We start from the raw sequence: 20,141 nt of genomic DNA on the forward strand, positions 1-20,141 counted from the left end.
TAAAAATGGTTTGTAATATATTCATAAGTCTATTATGCAGGAAAAACACATAAAAAGAAACCCCCAATTCCCCCATGAATGGGGGCTAGGGGGCTGAAGTGTCGAAGACACTTTTTTATGTTATTGGTGACTATAGTGGTTTTTAATATTTCGCAAACAAAACGGAAATGTTTCGCCAATATTCGGGCTGTATTCTTATACCATCAGATGAAGATAAATGAAGGAGGAAAGGATAATGGCAAAATCAAGGCTTGTAAAGGCGAATGAAAAAATAGCAGAAAAAGTAGTCGGCGGCTACAAAAAGATTGAGGAAGGAGTAGTCGGCGGTTACAAAAAAATCGAGGAAGGCGCCGTCGGAGGGGTCAATAAAATCTCGGATTCTTTTGTGGATCAGTTCCTGACAAAAGACGGGGAGTCAATTGAAGAGGCGAAAGCCAGACTTGCAGAAGAACAGAAAGAACGGCAGATGAAAGCAATGAAGAAAAAGGAGAGAGTATAGCATGAAGAAAAGTAGTTTTGTAGCAATGATTTTGGGAACTATCGGGGGAATCTTTTTTGCCCTTGGAATGTGCATGGCATTGATACCGGAGTGGAATGCGTTTCAGCCGGGAGTTGTAATGGGCACAATTGGAGCCCTTGTGCTTCTGATCATGATGCTGGTATGGAGAAAAATGGAAAATAAAGCGCCGATCCATCTGTCGGGAAAAACAATCGGAACGGTTCTGCTTGGAATTATTGGAGCATTGACGCTTGGCGTAGGCATGTGTCTGACGATGGTATGGAGCAATATGATTGCAGGAATTGCAATTGGTCTGGCAGGAATCATTCTTTTGTTATGTCTGATCCCTCTGACAAAAGGATTCAAAGAACAGTAAGGAAAAATCCTGTACGCTCTGTTTGTGGTGGCGGTCATCACCCTGGTTTTTGTGGGAAACGTGATACTGGGATAAAAAGCAGAGATTGATATTGACATTAGTAACATAGTGAATATAAAATAGTTATATAAATAATTTATATAACTATTTTTTTATGGAGAAAAAGATGCCGAAACAGAGAATTACAAAAGAGATGGTCGTGGAAGCGGCGTTTGAAATTGCAAGAAATGACGGAATGGAGCATGTACTGGTCAAGAATATTGCGGAAAAGATCGGCTGCTCTGTGCAGCCGATCTACAGTTACTGTAGAAATATGGATGGACTGAAGGCTGATGTGACAGGCCGGGCGTTGGAGTTTGTGCGGGAATTTGCAGCGGCGCATATTGACCCGTCAGATCTCTTTGCCAGCACAGGCAGAGCGTATGTACAGCTTGCAAAAGAGGAGCCGAATATATTTAAGCTGTTCATTCTGCACCGGAGAGAAGGAGTTTCCTCTCTGGATGAACTGTATCAGAAAGAAACAGATCCCCAGACCTCCGGATTTATTGCAGACGGGCTGAAAATCAGCAGGGAAGAAGCAAAGAAGCTTCATCTGCATATGTTGATTTATACGATCGGCATCGGGACAATCTTCTGTATGACAACACCGGGCATTTCGACAGAGGAAATTTTTGAGCAGCAGGAAAAGGCGTATCAGATTTTTCTGAAAGAGACACTTGAAAACAAGAGAAACGGAAACCAGCAGGGATAGTGTTCAGTGAGGGATGATTATGGGCAGAGGAATTATCTTGTATCAATCAAAATATGGAGCGGCCAGAAAATATGCCGGATGGATCAAAGAGGCGACAGGCTTTGAGGCGGTGGAAGTGAAACAGGCCGAAATCGGTGAAGTCATCCGGTATGACGTAATTATTTTATGCGGAGGCATTTATGCATCCGGCATAGCGGGCATTTCGTTTCTGCGGAAACACTTTGACAGACTGAAAGAAAAACAGGTTATGGTGTTTGCGGTCGGGGCATCTCCGTACGATGAAAAAGCACTTGAGGAAATAAAAACGGTAAATTTGAAGGGAGAACTCGCATCCATCCCTCTTTATTACGGAAGAGGAATGTGGGATGAAGAGAAAATGACATGGAAAGACCGGACCCTGTGCAGGATGTTGAAAAAAACGGTAGCCAAAAAGGATCCGGACACCTACGAGCCGTGGATGAAAGCGCTGATGAGTGCGGACGGGAAACAATGTGACTGGGCAGACAGAAGTTATCTGGAACCGATTTTAAAAGATTTGAAAAAAATTTGAAAAAAATGAATGGAAACACTCCTTTGAATCGTATTAGAGATGAAAGACAAAGGAGGGATTGAGATGAAGAAAATTGTAGCAGGAATTCTGGCGGCAGTAATCGGAGTATCGGTGGCTGCATCCGGGGCTGTAAAGGCCGGAAACAGACAGGAGACTTCAGCCGGCTGGAACAATGGGATCTGTGTAAACAGCTCGGTATGTCCGAACCATCATAACAATACAGGTGACTGTGCAGGAGCGGGAACCTGTTATACAGATTCCGATCATGATGGTGTCTGTGACAATTATCAGAATAAAATCTGCAATAATGCAGAAGGACACCATATGCACCACCAGAACAGTGGATGCAGGGGAGGACGAAACAGGTAAACATGTATGCAAAGTGAACGAGAGGTAAACAGGGCGATTGAAAGGTATTCGGATATGGTCAGAAGAATCTGCCTGATCCACCTGCAGAATAGTGCTGATACCGAGGACATATTTCAGACGGTTTTTCTGAAATATGTCCTTCGTTCCATGCCGTTTGAAAATGAAGAACATGAAAAAGCCTGGCTGATCCGGGTGACAGTAAATGCCTGCAAGGATCTGCGCAGAAGCTTTTTCAGGAGCAGGACGGTCTCGCTGGATTCACTCCTGGAGATGCCGGCTCCGAACCGTCAGGACCACAGAGAAGTGCTGGAGGCAGTGCTGTCTCTTCCGGGAAAATATAAAGATGCGGTCTATCTGCATTATTATGAGGGATATACAGCGGAAGAAATCGGGAAAATTCTCGGGAAGAAAACCAATACGGTTTACACGATGCTGACACGTGCGCGGGCACTGTTAAAGGAAAAGCTTGGAGGTGAGGAGTACGGATAAGAGAATAAAAGAAGCGTTTGATCAGATTCACGCAGACGAAGAGCTGAAAGAACGCACAAAACAGTTTCTTAGAGAAAAAACAGATGGATACAAGAAAAAGAGAATTCGTTCCTACCGTACCTGGATCCCGGTGGCGGCATGTCTGGTGATTTTTCTGATTGCAGGGGGATACTGGAGCTTTTTCCTTCCGACAGCGGCGATTCAGATCGAAGTGAATCCTTCGCTGGAAATGGAAGTCAACCGCTTTGGTAGAGTGCTTTCTCTGGAAGGGAAAAATGAAGACGGGGAAAGACTGGCCGGGGAATTAAACCTCCGATTTATGGATTATGATGAGGCGGTGGATGAAATTCTACAAAATGAGCAGATTGCGGCACTTTTGAATCAGAATGAAATTTTATCTGTGGTTGTTATAGGAGAAAACAAGCAGAGTCAGGATATGATGGCATTTGTGGAAGAACTGGAACAGACACATCACAATATCGACTGCTGCCATGCGACAGAAAGCGAAGCGCAAGAAGCGGAAGAAGCAGGACTTGGATATGGCAAATACAGAGCATATCTGGAATTGAAGGAGCTGGATCCCGACATAACGACGGAGGAAGCGGCCAATATGACCATGAGAGAACTTTATGAGAGGATCCGGGAACTGGAAGCGGATGGTGACACACAGACAAGTACCGGAACCGGAGGAAGCGGACAGGGAAAACATCACCATCATGGACATAAAAATGAATAGTGAATATAAAAAACAGCAGATTTGGAACAGCAATTTTATTTGGTGCGTCCTATACTAAATGTACCACGTGGAAGAAACAATAGGAGTGAGGTATATGGAAGCAGGAACCATTATTCGGAAAAGCAAGGAGTATATCGAAAAGCATATTGATGAAGTGCTGACAGTGGCAAAGATCGCTGGGACGGTTGGATATTCAGAATATCATTTTTCAAGAATCTTCCGGCAGGAGACTGGAGTTTCTGTGATGGAATATGTAAAAAGTGAAAAACTCCGAAGGGCGTCCGGGGATATACGGAATGGAGCGAAGATTGTGGATACAGCTGTAAAATATGGCTGGGAATCTCACAATGGATTTACGAAAGCATTCAAAAAAGAGTTTGGTTACTGCCCGGCCTTACTGCGAGCCATGGTTATGAGTATGAAACAGTTAGGAGGAAAAAATATGAACGAGGGAATGACTGGAAGACCAGAGGAACATGCTGAAAAACAAATGCTGTTTGAAAAATTAAAAGAGAGGGTTTTGACATTGAATCCGGAAGAAGATGTGAGAAATCTGGAGCAGATCTATCTCTACGCATGCCAGATTTATCAAGGAATGAAGCGGTATTCCGGCGATGAATATATTACACACCCGCTCCACACTGCGCTTTTACTTGCGGATATGGAGGCGGAGCCTGAAACCATTCTCGCAGGATTATTTTGCGATGCATTGAAAAAGACAGAAGCCACAATGAAAGAATTAAGGAAATATCTTCCGGAGAAAACAGCTGATCTGATTGAAGCAAAAGCAGCGGAAGAAGCGGATATGGAGACAGATCTTTTGGAACAGGTCACCTTGCTCCGGCTCGCCGAGCGTCTTCATAATATGAAGACGATTGAATGGATCGATGAGGAACAAAGAAAAAAACGGGCAGCTGAAACCATGGAAATTTTTCTTCCGTTGGCTGAAAAGACGGGCAATCATGAGATTGCAGAGGAACTAAAAACGCTGGCGGAAGAGAATTTGTAACGATGATGAATGTTTCTTTTAATGGGCATAATACAGCGGCAGGCGCGATTCATATGAACCACGCCTGCCGCTTTGTAATATGGGAATATCTAGAGGCATCATTCTTGCCGGACGGCTGTTTAAAGGTAGGATACGAACTTATTTTTCCTTTTCCGCAAGTGCCTCTTTTCCAAGAGCGTCCGCTGCAACGATAGCTGCGTAGAGCTGATCCGGAGTGACGTCCGCTACCATGTTGTGGATGGATTCACCTTCTACACAGGATTTCTCGGCGATAATGCGGATCTCTTCGTCTTTGGTGATACCGATTTCTTCCAGTGTAACAGGAAGGCCGACTTCCATACAGAAATTCTGTACTTCCTTGAATTCTTCTTTAGATGCCCGTTCCAGAACAAGCTGTACGAGGGTGCCAAAAGCAACGCAGTTTCCATGCGGAGCGCTGTGGCCGCCAAGTGCGGTAAGACCGTTATAGAAAGAGTGGGCAACGGCAAGTCCTCCGTTGTCGGCACCGACACCGGAGAGGTAAACATTGGCTTCGATAATGGCTTCCAGTGCCGGAGTTACCACATGGCATTCGCATGCCTTTTTTGCAGAAGCACCGTATTCTTTCAGTGTGTCATAACAGAGCCGGCAGAGAGCCATGGCTGACTGGGTAATTCCGCCGGATTCCAGGCTCGGAGCGTCTGTGCGCTCGCATGCGCGTGCTTCAAAATAAGTTCCGAGGGCATCGCCCATGCCGGCAACCAGGAATCTGACCGGCGCATTAGCGATGATGGCACTGTCTACAATGACGGCTTCCGGGTTCTTTGGATAGAACAGATAACTGTTGAATGTTTCATCATCATTGTAGATAACAGAAAGACCGGTGCATGGAGCGTCTGTCGCTACAACGGTTGGTACAATAACGACAGGAAGCTTTTCGTAGTGTGCTGTCGCTTTTGCTGTGTCAATTGCGGAACCGCCGCCCACACCGACGACGACATTCAGATGGTTTTCTCTGACGATTTCCCGCATTTTTTCGATCTCCCCTGTACTTGAAACTCCGCCGAAGATTTCGTACTGGCGGACGTCGGATGTCCCTTCAAAACTTTTTTCGATCTTGTCGTGAGCCATCTTATATCCGCTTCTGGAGCAGATAAACAGCCACTTATCACCAAGACTGGTCATTTCCTTGTGGAATTGCAGCAGAGAATCTTTTCCCTGTACATATTTTTGAGGTGCACGCATCATTCTAAGTCTAAGCATATGTAAGACCTCCCTTTCGTCTTGCGTTTACTTTGTTATTTCTTTGACTATCAGTATAAAATATCTGATGTGAAAAGCAAGATGAATTATTCTGAAAAAAATATGCATAATTACGAATAATTTGTGCAAAAATGAAAACTTATACACATTAAAACTATTTGCGGGACAGCGTTCCGTCTCCACCCATGAGGAGTGTCAGTTCTTCAATCCTTTCCAGCGGGAACGGTGGCAGACACAATGGTTTCATGGCGATGGAAATGAGCTTCATTGGATTGTCATCGGCGGCAATCCGGTTGGATGAAAGCTTTCCGCAGCGGCGGCAGCGGTGGATGATGGCCCATTCGCCGTTTTTGCGGGTCCAGACTGCGATCGGGTCCATGATGCCTCCGCAGTCAGATTCCCTGTCTCCCGGTTCGATGTCCACATGCAGGCTGGACAGGCAGTTCGGGCAGTGGTTGCGGTGGTCCGTTCCTGCGCCTGCTGAAACGACCGGGCGTCCGCACACCTTACAGGTGAAGCTGTCCTTGCACGGGTGGGTTTTATAATATCCTTTTTCGTATTTTTTCTTTTTGTTTTCACGATTCATTGTCAGTTATCTCCCTTACACAAATACATTTCTCGTTGCTTTCCATTGTCTGTGCAGGGCAATAAAAAAAGATAACTCCTGAAAGATGAGTTATCTCATGTACCGATATGCGGCCGCCAGGCATCTCCGGTATGCGGACATGCTCTTTCTGACAGCGCAAAAAACACTTTTCTTCTGAGAAGTGCGATCCGATTTCAATCGTAAAAAAGAGTACAATAAAAAACTCATCATCTTTCAGATGAAAACAAAATTTATTGCCCTGTTATTTACGATTCGCCGACATCCACTTCTCTCCCTTCTGCTTTAAGATTTTTTTTATCATATCATATGGAAGTGGAATTGTAAAGAAAAAACGCCGTTTTCAGGCAGTGACAGCCCCTATGAATGGATCAGCTGCCCTGCCTGAAAGCCCATAATGACGAGCTCCAGCATTTTCGGATCATAGTCTCTGTATTTTAGAAAATAGTAAAGGGTATCCAGAAAGTTGAGGAATGCTTTTTTGGATGCTTCATCCAGAATCACGGATTTCTGGTCGCGTGTCAGGAAAGAAGCGATCCGTGTAAACGCGAATTTTTCGTTGAGGAAAGCCCAGAACTCCTCTTCGCCGTCGGTCTTCATTACCTGAAAAGGTTTCCGGCGAAGAAGCCAGTAGGTTTCATAGGCAAGCACCTTCCGCTCACTGATGTGCCTCATATGGTGAAATTCCTTCATGCGTGAAATATCCGTAAAATAATCCATGACTGCATGGGTTAGAATGGTTTCATCGATCCGGACGCTGTCGTGGATGCCAAGGCTTTCCAGAAATACAATACATTCTTTATAAAGCGAAGAGTAACGGTTCTTGATGACCTGTTCGGAAAATTCGGCCACGATATCTTCGTACTGTGTGTAGATGGTCTCGATATCATTCATGATGATCTGCTCCTTCCAGTTTTATAATATCAAAAAACAGCTTGGATTTTACAAAATCGCAGTAGGAATTCAACTCGATATCCTCAATGGTGCTGTAACGGACGTGAGAGGTACTTCCAAGCAGGTGTTTGCGGATCTTTCCGCTTTGGATACGCTCCATCATGCGGTCGGCAGACTGGCTGATCGCCTCGGGAATGCCCGGCAGTGGTCTCTGATTCATGGGAATCCCTCCTTTATTCTTTTACGATGCTGTCAATGGCATCCTGTACTGTCTGTATCGAACTCAGATCAACTTCGTTCAGCTTTTCTTTTGGCTTTTCATAGTCCAGCCTTGGGTTGACAATCGTCTGTTTCGGCTTGAAATTTTCGCTTGAAACATCACAGAGCCTTTTAAAGAAAGAGGCCATTTCATCACCCATTCCGGAAAGCCGGTTTAAAAGCTCGGAAAATTCCGTGAGCATCGGGTCGCTTTTCTTATAAGGATAGAGAATGTGATGGTCGATCTCTCCCCATCCCTCCTCGAAAAGAGTACGGATCTGCACTTCCATGTATACACCCTGATACTTCAAAATATAGTGGACAGAGCGGTAATGCTTCCGGTCGAAGATATTGTCGCTGGAGATCCAGTCGGAATAAATATCACTGAAATCTCCCAGACGCATGTGCACTTTTGGCGGTTCGGCCATATACCGGTCTTTGTCAGCGTGATAATCAGAAATACAGTTGTGGATATAAAGATCCGGATTGTTTTCAAAATGCTGGATCAGATATTTATGGAAGATCACCCAGTCTTCGCGGTACAGGATCAGTCCGCGGAACCCGATCGTGTCAGTGACAAACTTCATGTAATTCTCTTTTGTGAGCGTACGGTATTTCAGATAGTTTTCGCAGCGCTTCCGGATGATTTTCTCCACAAGATGCCATGGTGTCTTCACACGGGTACGGTAAGAATGAAGTCCCGTTCTCTGATCCTTATTTTTAATAAATTCCTGTAGAAATTCGTCCCGGATACGCTGAAGCTCAGGAAGACGTTTGGCATAGTCCTTTGCGATATAGCACAGATCATCCCAATCAAGTCCCGCCTCGCGAAATTCATCTTCGCTGATCGAAAAACGTTCCAGAAACTCTTTTTTTAACATAAGATCATATCCTTTGATTCCGTTCAATTCCCTGCTGGCAGGGTACCTCCCTATCATAGCATTTTCGAACCGGATTATCAACGTCCGGGGACGGAATGAAGGGATGGATGTTGAAAAAATGTGTGTGAAAAACATGCCTTGTGGAAAAGCAGCCGGAGCACTTGACAATGCGGAAAGGGCATGGCATGATAAGAGAACAAAAGCAAAATGGGCAGGGAGAGAGGAGGAAAAGAGATATGTTAGAACCAAAAGATTTTGAACAAATCAGTGGAATTATAGAAAAAACATTTCATCCAATCGAATATAGGCTCAAATGTGTTGAAGAAGAACTTGGCGGCGTTAGAAAGGAACTGGATGGTGTCAAAGGCGAAGTAAATGGAGTGAAGCAGGAACTGAATGATGTCAGAAGTGAAGTCGGCGGAGTAAACCAAGAGCTGAATGACATCAAAAGAAGTGTAGCCGGTGTAGAGAAAATAGTTAAAGATGTTCAACTGACTTTGGAAAATGAGACGAACAGGAATATCCAGATTATTGCGGAAGGACATCTCGACTTGAGCAGAAAGTTGGATGAGGCGGTTAAAATTGATAATGAAAAAGAAATTCTTAAGCTTCGGGTTAATCGCCTTGAAAGTGAACTTGAAAAAACAAAATCCAGACTTTCTGAAATTGCATAACTTTGGTTGAAAAATAACTGATCTTTGCGGGCCGATAAGCAACAAGGCTTCGGCCTGCACATCATAACTATCATTTGGATACAAGGTAATATCATCTAAGCAACAATTCTATTAAGCATTTTATCTGAAACAACAGAAATTTTACCCAAGATGTAATGAATCTTTAAGAAAAAATTCAGGACTCTCTGACCTGTTTTGTTATAATATTAGAGAAGGGGGAAGTTGTAAATGACGGTGTAGAAGATGAAAAGAAGGAAAAAGATACGTACGATAAAGACAAAAAAATTCTGGCTGTCGATCATAGCCCTCGTTGTAATTATTGGTGCAATGTACGTGCTGATGCTTCCGCAGGGGGCTGCGCGGTTTGCAATTCTCAGATCGGGCCATCCGATTGCGGCATTGACGTTATCGATCACGACAGAAGGGTATCCTCATGAGCTGGAAGACGGGCAGATCGGTTATGTACTTGTGGATGCACCGTACGACAGGGAGCAGGGTGATGTAATGGATACCTGGATGGTGTACCGGCATGGGATGATTTATGTGGGAGAGTATGACACTAGATAAGATAAATTGAACATATAATAGATATATTAGAAAAAATTCCGAAAAATAAATTGGAAAAATTGAAAAAAAGTGTTGACAAATCTAAGAGGAACCCATATAATAGTCCATGTGCCAAGCGCACAAGACAAATGCCCAGATAGCTCAGTTGGTAGAGCAGAGGACTGAAAATCCTCGTGTCGCTGGTTCGATTCCGGCTTTGGGCATACGCGGGTGTAGTTCAATGGTAGAACACCAGCCTTCCAAGCTGGATACGTGGGTTCGATTCCCATCACCCGCTTTTTTTATTGCTCAAAAGCAAGGCCGCCGTATCATCAAGTAAAGATGATGCGGCGGCCTTTTCTTTGCCCGGAACATTGCTATTTCGTCAGTACCTCGGCGCCGTCTTCTGTAATAAGCACCATGTATTCGATCTGTGCAGAGAGTCCGTCGTCTTCCGTGTAGACAGTCCATCCGTTGTCTTCATCGATAAAAAAATCCGGACTTCCTTCGTTGATCATCGGCTCGATGGTAAACATCATGCCAGGAACGAGAAGCATCTCGCTTCCCTTTGGTGTGACATAGCTGACCCATGGCTCTTCGTGGAACTCCAGGCCGATGCCGTGGCCTCCGATGTCTTCCACAACGGAGTACCCGTTTGCTTTCGCATGGCTGTTGATAGCGTCTGCGATATCGCCGAGATGATTCCAGGGTTTTGCCTCTTTCAGTCCGAGCTCCACACATTCTTCAGTGACACGTACGAGACGTCTGGCACGCTCGCTGACTTCCCCGATGCAGAACATTCTGGAAGCATCGGAAAAATATCCGTCCAGAATGGTGGAAACGTCCACGTTGACAATATCGCCCTCCTGCAGGATGATGGATTCATCCGGAATTCCGTGGCAGATTTCATTGTTGATGGAAGTGCAGACACTCTTTGGGAATCCCTGGTAATCAAGCGGGGCAGGGATGCCGCCGTGCTCTGTTGTGAAGTCATAGACGAGCTTATCTATTTCGGCCGTGCTCATACCCGCATGAATGTGGGCGGCCACATGATCGAGGACAGCGGTGTTCAAGTCGGCGCTGATCCGGATTTTTTCGATCTGTTCCGGAGTCTTGATCATGGAGTGGTCCGGTACGATTTCGCCCTTTTCGGCATGAAGAGCGATTTTTTCATCCATCGCCATATGACACTTCTTATATTTTTTGCCGCTTCCGCACCAGCAAGGTTCATTTCGTTCCATATTCTCTATCTCCTTTGTCTTTCTGAATTTGTGAAATCTCTCAAAATCCGAGGGGGCATATGCCTCTCTTTTCCTATTATATCGCATTTCGCAGTTGTTAGCACCCTAAAAATAAGATATAATAAAAACATGTGGGAACTGTCGGGCCATGCTGTTTTACGAGGTCAGATGTATGGCGGAACAGTTATAATGTATGAAAAGAAAGGACGTGGGCATATGCTGAGAATCGGGATGCTGACAAGCGGCGGTGACTGCCAGGCACTCAATGCCGCAATGAGAGGTGTGGCAAAGGGGATTTTTGCCAAAGTAAAAGATGTGGAAATTTACGGATTCAGAGATGGCTATAAAGGATTGATTTATTCTACTTTTGATATGATGACCGAGAAGGATTTCTCCGGTATTCTGACACGCGGAGGTACAATCCTTGGTACTTCCAGACAGCCGTTCAAACAGATGAGAGTAATCGGTGAGGACGGAGTGGACAAGGTAGAGGCGATGAAGCACACCTACCATAAACTGAATCTGGACTGCCTTGTCATCCTTGGCGGAAATGGGACTCATAAGACAGCCAATCTGTTGAGGGAAGAAGGATTAAATGTAATTACGCTGCCAAAGACGATCGACAATGATCTCTGGGGTACGGATATGACGTTTGGTTTCCAGAGTGCGGTGGATATCGCGACAGATACGATTGACCGGATTCATACAACAGCCACATCCCACAGCCGCGTATTTATCATAGAAGTAATGGGGCATAAAGTAGGATGGGTCACGCTGCATGCAGGGATTGCCGGAGGAGCGGACATTATTCTGCTTCCTGAGATTCCGTATGATCTGAATGTGATCGCAGAATATATCAAAAAGCGTTCAGCGGCAGGAAAACGCTTTACGATCATTGCTGTCGCTGAAGGAGCGATTGCCAAGGAGGAGGCTGAGCTTCCGAAGAAGAAATTAAAAGAACTTCAGGAAAAGAAAAAAGCAAAATATCCGTCCGTTGCCTATGAACTGGCAGAGAAGATCGAGAGCAAGTGCGACAAGGAAGTCCGTATTACGGTTCCGGGGCATACACAAAGAGGAGGATCCCCGTGCCCGTATGACAGAGTTCTTGCGACAAGGCTTGGCGCGGCTGCGGCAGAGATGATTCTGCGTCATGAGTACGGCTATATGGTTGCCATCAAGGAGGGCGAGACATGTAAAGTTCCGCTCAAAGAGGTTGCCGGAAAGCTTAAGACAGTAGATCCGAAAGCGAAGATCATCAGAGAAGCACGTACAATCGGAATCAGCTTTGGCGACAAATAGATTGAGGAAGAATCAGGAAAAATCAGACAAGGAGAATGAATTATGTCTTATACTGCCTTATACAGGAAGTTCCGACCAGCAGAATTTGAAGACGTAAAGGGGCAGGACCATATTGTAACTACATTAAAAAACCAGATCAAGTCAGGAAGAATCGGACATGCCTATCTGTTCTGCGGGACAAGAGGGACGGGAAAGACAACGGTGGCAAAGATCTTTGCAAGAGCGGTCAACTGTGAGCATCCGGTAGACGGAAGCCCGTGCGGAGAGTGCGATATGTGCAGAAATATCGCGGCGGGAACTTACATGAACGTAGTGGAGATCGATGCGGCATCCAACAATGGTGTTGACAATATCCGGAGCATCCGGGAGGAAGTCGAGTACCGGCCGGCTCAGGGCAGGTATAAAGTCTACATCATCGACGAGGTCCATATGCTTTCCATCGGGGCGTTCAACGCGCTTTTAAAGACGCTGGAGGAGCCGCCGGAATATGTGATCTTTATTCTGGCGACGACCGAGGTTCACAAGATTCCGATCACTATCCTGTCAAGGTGCCAGAGATATGATTTCAGAAGAATTACGATTGATACGATTGCAGCACGTCTGAATGAACTGATGAAAAAAGAAGAGGTGGAAGTAGAGGAGCGGGCCATCCGCTACATTGCGAAAGCGGCGGACGGTTCCATGAGGGATGCACTGAGTCTTCTGGACCAGTGCATTGCCTTTCATATCGGAGAGAAGCTTACCTACGATAAGGTGCTCAGTGTTCTGGGAGCGGTGGACACGGATGTATACAGTGCCCTGCTGCGCAGAATGATTGACCGGGATGTCAAAGGCGTGCTTCAGACGGTAAACGATCTTGTGATGGAGGGAAAAGAGCTTGCCCAGCTTACCACGGATTTCACATGGTATTTAAGAAACTTGCTATTGGCAAAGAGTTCTGATAATATGGAGGATGTGCTTGACGTTTCAACAGAAAATCTGGCACAGTTAAAAGAAGAAGCACAGATGATAGAAAATGACGCTTTGATGCGTTATATCAGGATTTTTTCAGATCTGAGCAATCAGCTGAAGTACGCTACACAGAAGAGAGTCCTTCTGGAAGTGGCATTGATCCGGATCTGCGTTCCGCAGATGGAGACGCGCCAGGATACGATTCTGGAGCGGATCCGCGCACTGGAGGAAAAGGTGGAGAAGGGTCTTGTGGCGCAGGCACCTCCTCAGGGATACAGGGCGGCGGATGGCCCGACGGCACAGGAAATGCCGGGAGAGATGCCGGTACAGCCGAGGGAGGTTCCGAAGGCGCTTCCGGAGGATGTAAAGGAAGTAGTAAAAAATTTCAGAATGATAGCAAATGATGCATCCGGAATGCTCAAAGTTTATCTCAGACAGGCAAGGCTCAGTGTTGGAAATGCAGGCCAGCTTCAGATTATCCTTCCGGATGATCTGGCGGCAGGCGTTGTCGGGACCGAAGACCATAAGAAGGAGATTCAGGATCTGATCGTAGAAAGGACCGGAAAGAAAGTCGAAATCGAGGTCGGGAAGGTCGAGCAGGGCCGCAGATTTGAGGACAGCTATATAGATCTGGAACAGCTGATCCATATGGATATCACAGTGGAAGATTAGGAGGAAGATAATATGGCAAAACGTGGAGGTTTTCCTGGCGGAGGTATGCCGGGGAACATGGCGAATCTGATGAAACAGGCGCAGAAGATGCAACGTCAGATGGAAGAACAGGCTAAGGAGCTGGAGACAAAAGAGTTTTCTGCCACAGCAGGGGGCGGAGCAGTCAAGGTGACGGTATCCGGCAAGAGAGAAGTGTTAAACGTAGAACTTCAGGAAGAAGTAGTGGATCCGGAAGATATCGAGATGCTTCAGGATCTGATTGTAGCTGCGGTAAATGAAGCGCTGCGTCAAGTGGATGAGGCTAATTCTTCCGTAATGAGCAAACTTACGGGAGGACTTGGCGGAGGTATGCCAGGATTATTTTAGTCCGGGAGTGAGAAAAGAATGGAGTACTATAGTAACCAGATCAGCCGTCTGATTGAGGAGCTTTCCAGACTTCCGGGTATCGGGCCGAAGTCGGCACAGAGACTTGCGTTTCATCTGATTCACATGCCGAAGGAGCAGGTGGAAAAACTTGCCGAGACGATGGTCAGTGCGAGAAACAATGTCCGGTACTGCAGGGAGTGCTGCACTTTGACGGATGACGAGCTCTGTCCGATCTGTAAAAATGAGCAGAGAGACCACGGGACGATCATGGTGGTGGAGACGCCGAGAGACCTGGCCGCTTATGAAAAGACCGGAAAGTACAATGGTGTGTATCATGTGCTTCACGGGGCGATTTCGCCGATGCTTGGAATCGGACCGGGAGACATTCGTCTTAAAGAGCTGATGATCCGGCTGGAGGGAGATGTCAATGAGGTCATTGTTGCGACAAACTCTACGCTGGAGGGAGAGACCACAGCTATGTACATCAGCAAGCTGATCAAGCCGACAGGGATCAAGGTGAGCAGGATTGCAAGCGGGGTTCCGGTCGGAGGAGATTTGGAGTATATCGATGAAGTGACGCTTCTTCGCGCCCTGGAAGGACGCACGGAGCTTTAAGAAAAAGGGATTGCAAAAGCCTCTGACTTCTGTAGATCCCTTTCCTTTTGCGGTGAGAGGAGACGGCTTGAATCCGCGCGCAAGGAAAGCTGCGCCACCTTGTCAGATGGGAGGAAGAGGATGAAGAAAAAGAAGATCACATCGACAGACATCGCAAAGGCAGCGGGCGTATCCCAGTCTACGGTTTCCATGATTCTGAATAAGAAATATAATGTTTCCTTTTCCAAGGAGACCGTGGAGAAGGTGGAACAGACGGCGGCCAGGCTAGGCTATCAGCCGCCGAAACGAAAGGTCAGAAAAGAGAGCAGGAAGGAAAAGCTGCTTGTTGTATTCTGCTCCAATCTGACAAATCCGTATTACGTTATGCTGCTGCAGGGGATCGAGACAAGAGCCAAGGAAGCGGGGTTCGGGCTTTTTATCTGCAATACACAGAGGAGCCTTAAGATGGAGGAACGGTATCTGCGCATGATGCCGGAGCTTTCGCCGCTTGGTATCATTTACACATGTAATCCAAGCAGATGCTATATGGACATGATCGAGGATCTGGCAGGAAAGATTCCGATTGTTGTGGTAAACAATCAGAATGAGCAGATGAGCGTGGATGCGGTGGAGCTTGATAATTCCAAACTGGGACGTCTGATGGCGCGTCATCTTCTGGAGCTCGGTCACAGGGATGTGGCGTATATCGCGCCGCCGCTCACGATCCGGCAGAAGCAGCGTTCCAAGCGGGTGGAAGGCTTTCTGAAAGAGTTTGACAGGCAGGGGCTCAAAGACCATGTCATCATCAAAGCGGCTGATGAGGCCTATGATATGAATGTGGCGAATATCGATTCCGAATATAAGATCGGCTATGATCTGACGAAAGAACTGCTGGCGGAGCAGCGGGAGGTTACGGCCATTGTCGGACTGAACGACATGATTGCATTCGGGATTCTGGACGCGCTCCAGGAAGAAAAATATAAGGTTCCGGGGGATATCTCGGTGATGGGATGCGATAATACATTGTTTGCCAGGATGCATAAGGTATCGCTGACGACGGTGGAGCATTTTGTTGTATTTAAAGGAAGAGATGCGTGTGATATTATTATGAAAAAAATCGCTGCCGGAACAATGAAATATTCCGGAATCAAACCGGTGAGCACATACCATGTGGAGTATGAGCCAAAGCTTATCGTAAGAGGCACCACATCCTATCCGAAAAAATTAAATTAATGAATTCCTGAAAAATATTAATAATAAAAACGGGAATGAAATTGATATAATGTTCATAAAATGGCTTGATAAGTGGCTGTTTAAATGAATCAAACATAAATTTTACATAAAACAAACGAAAAATCAGGGATGAGCAATTAATAAAAATCAAATTATTAATTTATAAAATTACTAATAAAAAACCGGCGGTATTGACCACCTTATTTCGAGGTTTTATAATGAAATCAAATGATAAACATGAACCCAAAATAAGGAGGAACACAGAACATGAGATTTTTTGTTGACACAGCAAACGTGGAAGAGATCAGAAAAGCAAATGATATGGGAGTGATCTGCGGAGTAACGACAAATCCGTCTTTGATTGCAAAGGAAGGCCGTGATTTTAACGAAGTAATCAAAGAGATCACATCTATCGTAGACGGACCGATCAGCGGAGAGGTAAAAGCGACCACGACAGATGCAGAAGGCATGATTGCAGAAGGACGTGAGATTGCAAAGATTCATCCGAATATGGTAGTCAAAATCCCGATGACAGTAGAGGGATTAAAGGCAGTGAAAGTTCTTTCTGCAGAAGGAGTAAAAACAAATGTAACACTGATCTTTACAGCAAACCAGGCGCTTCTTGCGGCAAGAGCCGGCGCAACCTATGTATCTCCGTTCCTCGGACGTCTGGATGATATCTCCGTGAAAGGGTCAGAACTGATCGAAGAGATTGCGGAAATGTTCGCTGTTTCCGGAATCGAGACACAGATCATCGCTGCAAGCATTAGAAATCCGATCCATGTGACAGAGTGTGCGCTTGCAGGAGCAGATATTGCGACAGTACCGTACAAAGTAATTGAACAGATGACACATCATCCGCTGACAGATGCAGGAATCGAGAAATTCCAGGCTGACTACAAAGCGGTATTCGGAGAGTAAATCTCCGGAGAAAAAGAGACAGGAGGCATTGTCATGGACAATTTAGAATTACAGAAAACTGCCAATGAAGTCCGCAAAGGCATTATCACTGCAGTTTATAATGCAAAATCCGGACATCCGGGCGGATCTTTATCTGCGGCAGACATTTATACCTATCTTTATTTTGAAGAGATGAACATTGATCCTGAGAATCCGAAGAAGGCGGACAGAGACCGTCTCGTGGTTTCCAAAGGACATACATCACCGGGTTACTATTCCGCCCTTGCCCACAGAGGATTCTTCCCGGTAGAAGATCTGAAGACATTCCGTCATGTAGGTTCTTACCTGCAGGGACATCCGGATATGAAACACATTCCGGGTGTGGACATGTCAAGCGGATCCCTCGGACAGGGAATTTCTGCGGCAGTCGGAATGGCCATTTCCGCGAAATTATCCGGAGATGACTACCGTGTATACACACTGGTCGGAGACGGAGAGATTCAGGAAGGACAGGTGTGGGAGGCATCTATGCTTGCAGGTCACAGAAAGCTTGACAATCTTGTTGTGATCGTGGATAACAACAACCTTCAGATCGACGGAACAATCGAGGAAGTCAACTCTCCATACCCGATTGACAAGAAATTTGAGGCCTTTAATTTCCATGTGATCAATGTGGACGGGCATGATTTTGATTCGTTAAGAGCAGCATTCAAAGAAGCAAAAGAGACTAAGGGAATGCCGACAGCAATCATCGCAAAGACAGTTAAGGGAAAAGGAGTTTCCTATATGGAGAACCAGGTATCCTGGCACGGCTCCGCTCCGAATGAAGAGCAGTATAAAGTCGCAATGGAAGAATTAGAGAAAGCAGGTGAAGCATTATGTCAGAAGTAAAGAAAATCGCAACACGGGAAAGCTACGGTAATGCTTTGGTAGAACTTGGAAAAGAGCATGAAGACGTGATTGTACTGGATGCGGACCTTGCCGGCGCGACAAAGACAGGAACCTTTAAGAAGGCATTTCCGGAGCGCCACATTGACTGCGGAATCGCAGAGGGAAATATGATGGGAGTTGCGGCGGGTCTTGCAGCGACAGGAAAGGTTCCGTTTGCAAGTTCTTTCGCCATGTTTGCGGCAGGACGTGCATTTGAACAGGTGAGAAACTCCATCGGATATCCGAAGCTCAACGTCAAGATCGGTGCAACCCATGCGGGTATCTCCGTAGGAGAAGACGGAGCAACCCATCAGTGCAACGAGGACATCGCCCTGATGAGAACGATTCCGGGAATGACCGTGATTGTGCCTTCTGATGATGTAGAAGCAAAGGCGGCAGTAAAAGCGGCATACGAGCATGAGGGACCGGTTTATCTGCGTTTCGGACGTCTGGCAGTGCCGGTGATCAATGACAATCCGGACTACAAATTTGAACTTGGAAAAGCTATCACTCTGCGCGAAGGAAGCGACGTGGCAATCATCGCAGCAGGACTTGAAGTAAATGAGGCTCTGGTAGCGGCAGAAAAGCTTGCAGAAGATGGAATCCAGGCAGAAGTCATCAATATGCACACCATCAAACCACTGGATAAGGAAGCTGTTTTAAAAGCAGCTGAAAAGACCGGAAAGATCGTGACAGTGGAAGAACACTCTGTCATCGGCGGACTTGGTAGCGCTGTCTGCGACGTAGTAGCTGAGACAGCATGTGCAAAGGTCATGAAAATCGGTGTCAACGATGTCTTCGGAGAATCCGGACCGGCAGTCGAACTGATCAAAAAATACGAACTGGACGGCGAAAGCATCTATAAGAAAGTAAAAACGTTCGTAGAGAAATAGAGAAAATAATAGGGGCTTTCCCGCATGGCGGGAGGGCCCTTTTGTCTGCATTTGCGGGATTGTTATGCGAACCAGTAGCCGCTGTAGTCGTATTTAAAGACACGGTACCACCAGGTAGCTCCACTTCCCGTTAAGGTCTGGATCAGGTTGTGGTCCTGATCAAATTCATTTGCCTCAAAGGCGCTTCCACTGTCCGTCAGAAGATTGTCACCAACCTGCTGTACGGAGCTGACGTAGCCGGAATAGGTGACAGGGACGCTGTCAACAAGCGTAAAGGTTCCGGCAGTTTCATCGACAAGATATTTATAATAATAGGACTCATCCCCTTCGGTTCCGGAATAGGTGCCGTCATAATTTTCATCACTGTCATAGTCGTAGTCACGGGTGCTGATTGTAGCATTATTGTTATTGTACATGGTCGGATAATACTGTCCGTCGGATAATTCATCGGAAGTCTCATAGGTCACGCAGTGCTGTCCTGCCTGGAGCGTAAAGTCTCCAACCTGCTCAAGAAGAAGATCTTCATATCCGGTTCCCTCCCAGAACTGGTCGGAACTGATGAGATAATCCATGGTCGGACTGCCGTAAATATCGCTGATCTTGATGATGCTGGATGTTTCCCGGGAACTTAGAATCAGAGAATCGTCCCCTATAAGGCTGAGGGAGTTGATATGCATCCAGTCAAAGTCCTCCTCGTCATTTTCGAGAGAATTGAAGTAATCCGTAAACAGTAGTGTATCCGCCGGAAACTGTCCGGGTGAAATCCTCATATCCGTCAGCGGACACGGTGTAGGAAAGCTCCGTTGCGGCATCGGTTGTGAAATAAACATAGAGTCCTGTCGTGTTCGTGCCATAAGGGTCTGCAATAATCAGGGGATCATCGATCGTATACTCCTGGCTGGATTTCTGCTCTTCAATCATATCGGAAATGTTATTCTGATAATCCAGCGTATAAACGGTGTCGATATTATCTTCGGAATCCAGTGTCAGGACTCCTTCGTTTTCAACTTCCGTTTAAGAAGTATCAGAAGCGGCTGCAGCGTCCCCAGCCGTCCCGGAAGAATCAGAGCAGGCGGTCAGCATACAGCCGCTTAAAAGAATACAAAGACATGTAGATAGTAGTTTGGGTTTTGCTTTCAAAATATATCACCTCCATCATAATTCTGTAATAATTATGTGAAGGA

At 46.1% G+C, this 20,141-nt stretch carries 27 protein-coding genes and 2 tRNA genes; 21 read left to right on the forward strand and 8 right to left on the reverse strand.

Annotated elements, in window-relative coordinates:
• Window positions 1-235 precede the first annotated feature (235 nt).
• The 8 genes from B5G11_RS15395 (at window position 236) to B5G11_RS15430 (ending at window position 4,779) form a co-directional block, all read left to right on the forward strand.
• Window positions 236-499 (forward strand): hypothetical protein, encoded by a 264-nt coding sequence (locus B5G11_RS15395; RefSeq protein WP_087255416.1) that lies wholly within the window; start codon window positions 236-238, stop codon window positions 497-499.
• 1 nt (window position 500) lies between these two features.
• Window positions 501-875: a hypothetical protein gene (locus B5G11_RS15400; RefSeq protein ID WP_087168821.1), complete on the forward strand. Its 375-nt coding sequence runs from the start codon at window positions 501-503 to the stop codon at window positions 873-875.
• A gap of 166 nt (window positions 876-1,041) precedes the next feature.
• On the forward strand, window positions 1,042-1,626 hold the full coding sequence (locus B5G11_RS15405; protein WP_087255419.1) for a TetR/AcrR family transcriptional regulator: 585 nt from the start codon (window positions 1,042-1,044) through the stop codon (window positions 1,624-1,626).
• Between the two features lie 19 nt (window positions 1,627-1,645).
• Window positions 1,646-2,176, forward strand: coding sequence for a flavodoxin domain-containing protein (locus B5G11_RS15410; RefSeq protein ID WP_087255423.1), 531 nt, complete (start codon window positions 1,646-1,648; stop codon window positions 2,174-2,176).
• 63 nt (window positions 2,177-2,239) lie between these two features.
• Window positions 2,240-2,545 carry a hypothetical protein gene (locus tag B5G11_RS15415; RefSeq protein ID WP_087255425.1) on the forward strand — a complete coding sequence of 102 codons (306 nt, stop codon included), beginning with the start codon at window positions 2,240-2,242 and terminating at the stop codon, window positions 2,543-2,545.
• A gap of 6 nt (window positions 2,546-2,551) precedes the next feature.
• Complete coding sequence (locus B5G11_RS15420; protein ID WP_087168817.1) at window positions 2,552-3,034, forward strand: RNA polymerase sigma factor; 483 nt, start codon at window positions 2,552-2,554, stop codon at window positions 3,032-3,034.
• Window positions 3,018-3,770, forward strand: coding sequence for a hypothetical protein (locus tag B5G11_RS15425; RefSeq protein ID WP_087255428.1), 753 nt, complete (start codon window positions 3,018-3,020; stop codon window positions 3,768-3,770). Before B5G11_RS15420 ends, B5G11_RS15425 begins: the two co-directional genes overlap by 17 nt.
• 94 nt (window positions 3,771-3,864) lie before the next feature.
• Window positions 3,865-4,779, forward strand: coding sequence for an AraC family transcriptional regulator (locus tag B5G11_RS15430; protein WP_158099305.1), 915 nt, complete (start codon window positions 3,865-3,867; stop codon window positions 4,777-4,779).
• 138 nt (window positions 4,780-4,917) lie between these two features.
• Here the strand turns inward: B5G11_RS15430 and B5G11_RS15435 are convergent, their stop codons facing one another.
• From B5G11_RS15435 to B5G11_RS15455, 5 genes are all read right to left on the reverse strand, one after another.
• Complete coding sequence (locus B5G11_RS15435) at window positions 4,918-6,021, reverse strand: glycerol dehydrogenase (protein WP_087255434.1); 1,104 nt, start codon at window positions 6,019-6,021, stop codon at window positions 4,918-4,920.
• A 154-nt stretch (window positions 6,022-6,175) separates the two neighbouring features.
• Window positions 6,176-6,607: an RNHCP domain-containing protein gene (locus B5G11_RS15440; protein ID WP_087255437.1), complete on the reverse strand. Its 432-nt coding sequence runs from the start codon at window positions 6,605-6,607 to the stop codon at window positions 6,176-6,178.
• Window positions 6,608-6,985: 378 nt separating this feature from the next.
• A complete protein-coding gene (locus B5G11_RS15445) occupies window positions 6,986-7,519 on the reverse strand; it encodes a hypothetical protein (protein ID WP_087168812.1) in 534 nt (177 codons plus the stop codon).
• Entirely contained in the window at window positions 7,512-7,739 is a 228-nt protein-coding gene (locus tag B5G11_RS15450; protein ID WP_087168811.1) for a hypothetical protein, read from the reverse strand. The genes B5G11_RS15445 and B5G11_RS15450 overlap by 8 nt, the downstream gene beginning before the upstream one ends.
• 13 nt (window positions 7,740-7,752) lie before the next feature.
• Complete coding sequence (locus B5G11_RS15455) at window positions 7,753-8,658, reverse strand: GTP pyrophosphokinase (RefSeq protein ID WP_242959084.1); 906 nt, start codon at window positions 8,656-8,658, stop codon at window positions 7,753-7,755.
• 103 nt (window positions 8,659-8,761) lie between these two features.
• Between B5G11_RS15455 and B5G11_RS16410 the strand changes: the two genes are divergently transcribed.
• The 5 genes from B5G11_RS16410 (at window position 8,762) to B5G11_RS15475 (ending at window position 10,176) form a co-directional block, all read left to right on the forward strand.
• Window positions 8,762-8,917, forward strand: coding sequence for a hypothetical protein (locus tag B5G11_RS16410; protein ID WP_158099306.1), 156 nt, complete (start codon window positions 8,762-8,764; stop codon window positions 8,915-8,917).
• Window positions 8,895-9,332 carry a hypothetical protein gene (locus tag B5G11_RS15460; RefSeq protein ID WP_087255440.1) on the forward strand — a complete coding sequence of 146 codons (438 nt, stop codon included), beginning with the start codon at window positions 8,895-8,897 and terminating at the stop codon, window positions 9,330-9,332. Before B5G11_RS16410 ends, B5G11_RS15460 begins: the two co-directional genes overlap by 23 nt.
• A gap of 243 nt (window positions 9,333-9,575) precedes the next feature.
• The gene (locus B5G11_RS15465; RefSeq protein ID WP_087168808.1) at window positions 9,576-9,899 is read left to right on the forward strand and encodes a hypothetical protein; all 324 of its coding nucleotides are present in this window, start codon (window positions 9,576-9,578) and stop codon (window positions 9,897-9,899) included.
• Between the two features lie 130 nt (window positions 9,900-10,029).
• Window positions 10,030-10,102 (forward strand) — tRNA-Phe (locus tag B5G11_RS15470).
• 3 nt (window positions 10,103-10,105) lie between these two features.
• Window positions 10,106-10,176 (forward strand) — tRNA-Gly (locus tag B5G11_RS15475).
• A gap of 79 nt (window positions 10,177-10,255) precedes the next feature.
• On the opposite strand, the gene B5G11_RS15480 is transcribed toward B5G11_RS15475, so the two are convergent.
• The gene (locus B5G11_RS15480) at window positions 10,256-11,119 is read right to left on the reverse strand and encodes a methionyl aminopeptidase (protein ID WP_087168807.1); all 864 of its coding nucleotides are present in this window, start codon (window positions 11,117-11,119) and stop codon (window positions 10,256-10,258) included.
• 216 nt (window positions 11,120-11,335) lie between these two features.
• On the opposite strand from B5G11_RS15480, the gene B5G11_RS15485 reads away from it, so the two are divergent.
• From B5G11_RS15485 to B5G11_RS15520, 8 genes are all read left to right on the forward strand, one after another.
• Window positions 11,336-12,418 carry an ATP-dependent 6-phosphofructokinase gene (locus B5G11_RS15485; RefSeq protein WP_087255464.1) on the forward strand — a complete coding sequence of 361 codons (1,083 nt, stop codon included), beginning with the start codon at window positions 11,336-11,338 and terminating at the stop codon, window positions 12,416-12,418.
• Window positions 12,419-12,460: 42 nt separating this feature from the next.
• Window positions 12,461-14,041, forward strand: a complete 1,581-nt coding sequence (gene dnaX, locus B5G11_RS15490) for a DNA polymerase III subunit gamma/tau (RefSeq protein WP_087168806.1) — start codon at window positions 12,461-12,463, stop codon at window positions 14,039-14,041.
• A gap of 12 nt (window positions 14,042-14,053) precedes the next feature.
• The gene (locus B5G11_RS15495; RefSeq protein WP_087168805.1) at window positions 14,054-14,407 is read left to right on the forward strand and encodes a YbaB/EbfC family nucleoid-associated protein; all 354 of its coding nucleotides are present in this window, start codon (window positions 14,054-14,056) and stop codon (window positions 14,405-14,407) included.
• 18 nt (window positions 14,408-14,425) lie between these two features.
• Entirely contained in the window at window positions 14,426-15,022 is a 597-nt protein-coding gene (recR, locus tag B5G11_RS15500) for a recombination mediator RecR (RefSeq protein ID WP_087168804.1), read from the forward strand.
• Between the two features lie 120 nt (window positions 15,023-15,142).
• Window positions 15,143-16,234 carry a LacI family DNA-binding transcriptional regulator gene (locus tag B5G11_RS15505; RefSeq protein ID WP_087255443.1) on the forward strand — a complete coding sequence of 364 codons (1,092 nt, stop codon included), beginning with the start codon at window positions 15,143-15,145 and terminating at the stop codon, window positions 16,232-16,234.
• Between the two features lie 267 nt (window positions 16,235-16,501).
• Window positions 16,502-17,155: a fructose-6-phosphate aldolase gene (fsa, locus tag B5G11_RS15510; RefSeq protein WP_087168802.1), complete on the forward strand. Its 654-nt coding sequence runs from the start codon at window positions 16,502-16,504 to the stop codon at window positions 17,153-17,155.
• A 33-nt stretch (window positions 17,156-17,188) separates the two neighbouring features.
• A complete protein-coding gene (locus B5G11_RS15515) occupies window positions 17,189-18,025 on the forward strand; it encodes a transketolase (RefSeq protein WP_087255446.1) in 837 nt (278 codons plus the stop codon).
• On the forward strand, window positions 18,013-18,957 hold the full coding sequence (locus tag B5G11_RS15520) for a transketolase family protein (RefSeq protein WP_087168800.1): 945 nt from the start codon (window positions 18,013-18,015) through the stop codon (window positions 18,955-18,957). Before B5G11_RS15515 ends, B5G11_RS15520 begins: the two co-directional genes overlap by 13 nt.
• A 62-nt stretch (window positions 18,958-19,019) precedes the next feature.
• Here the strand turns inward: B5G11_RS15520 and B5G11_RS15525 are convergent, their stop codons facing one another.
• Both B5G11_RS15525 and B5G11_RS16415 read right to left on the reverse strand, forming a co-directional pair.
• Complete coding sequence (locus B5G11_RS15525; protein ID WP_242959085.1) at window positions 19,020-19,634, reverse strand: aryl-sulfate sulfotransferase; 615 nt, start codon at window positions 19,632-19,634, stop codon at window positions 19,020-19,022.
• Window positions 19,635-19,653: 19 nt separating this feature from the next.
• A complete protein-coding gene (locus B5G11_RS16415) occupies window positions 19,654-19,878 on the reverse strand; it encodes an aryl-sulfate sulfotransferase N-terminal domain-containing protein (RefSeq protein WP_158099308.1) in 225 nt (74 codons plus the stop codon).
• Window positions 19,879-20,141: the final 263 nt, after the last annotated feature.

Source organism: Drancourtella sp. An57, from assembly GCF_002161525.1.
Classification (GTDB): Bacteria; Bacillota; Clostridia; order Lachnospirales; family Lachnospiraceae; genus Sellimonas; species Sellimonas catena.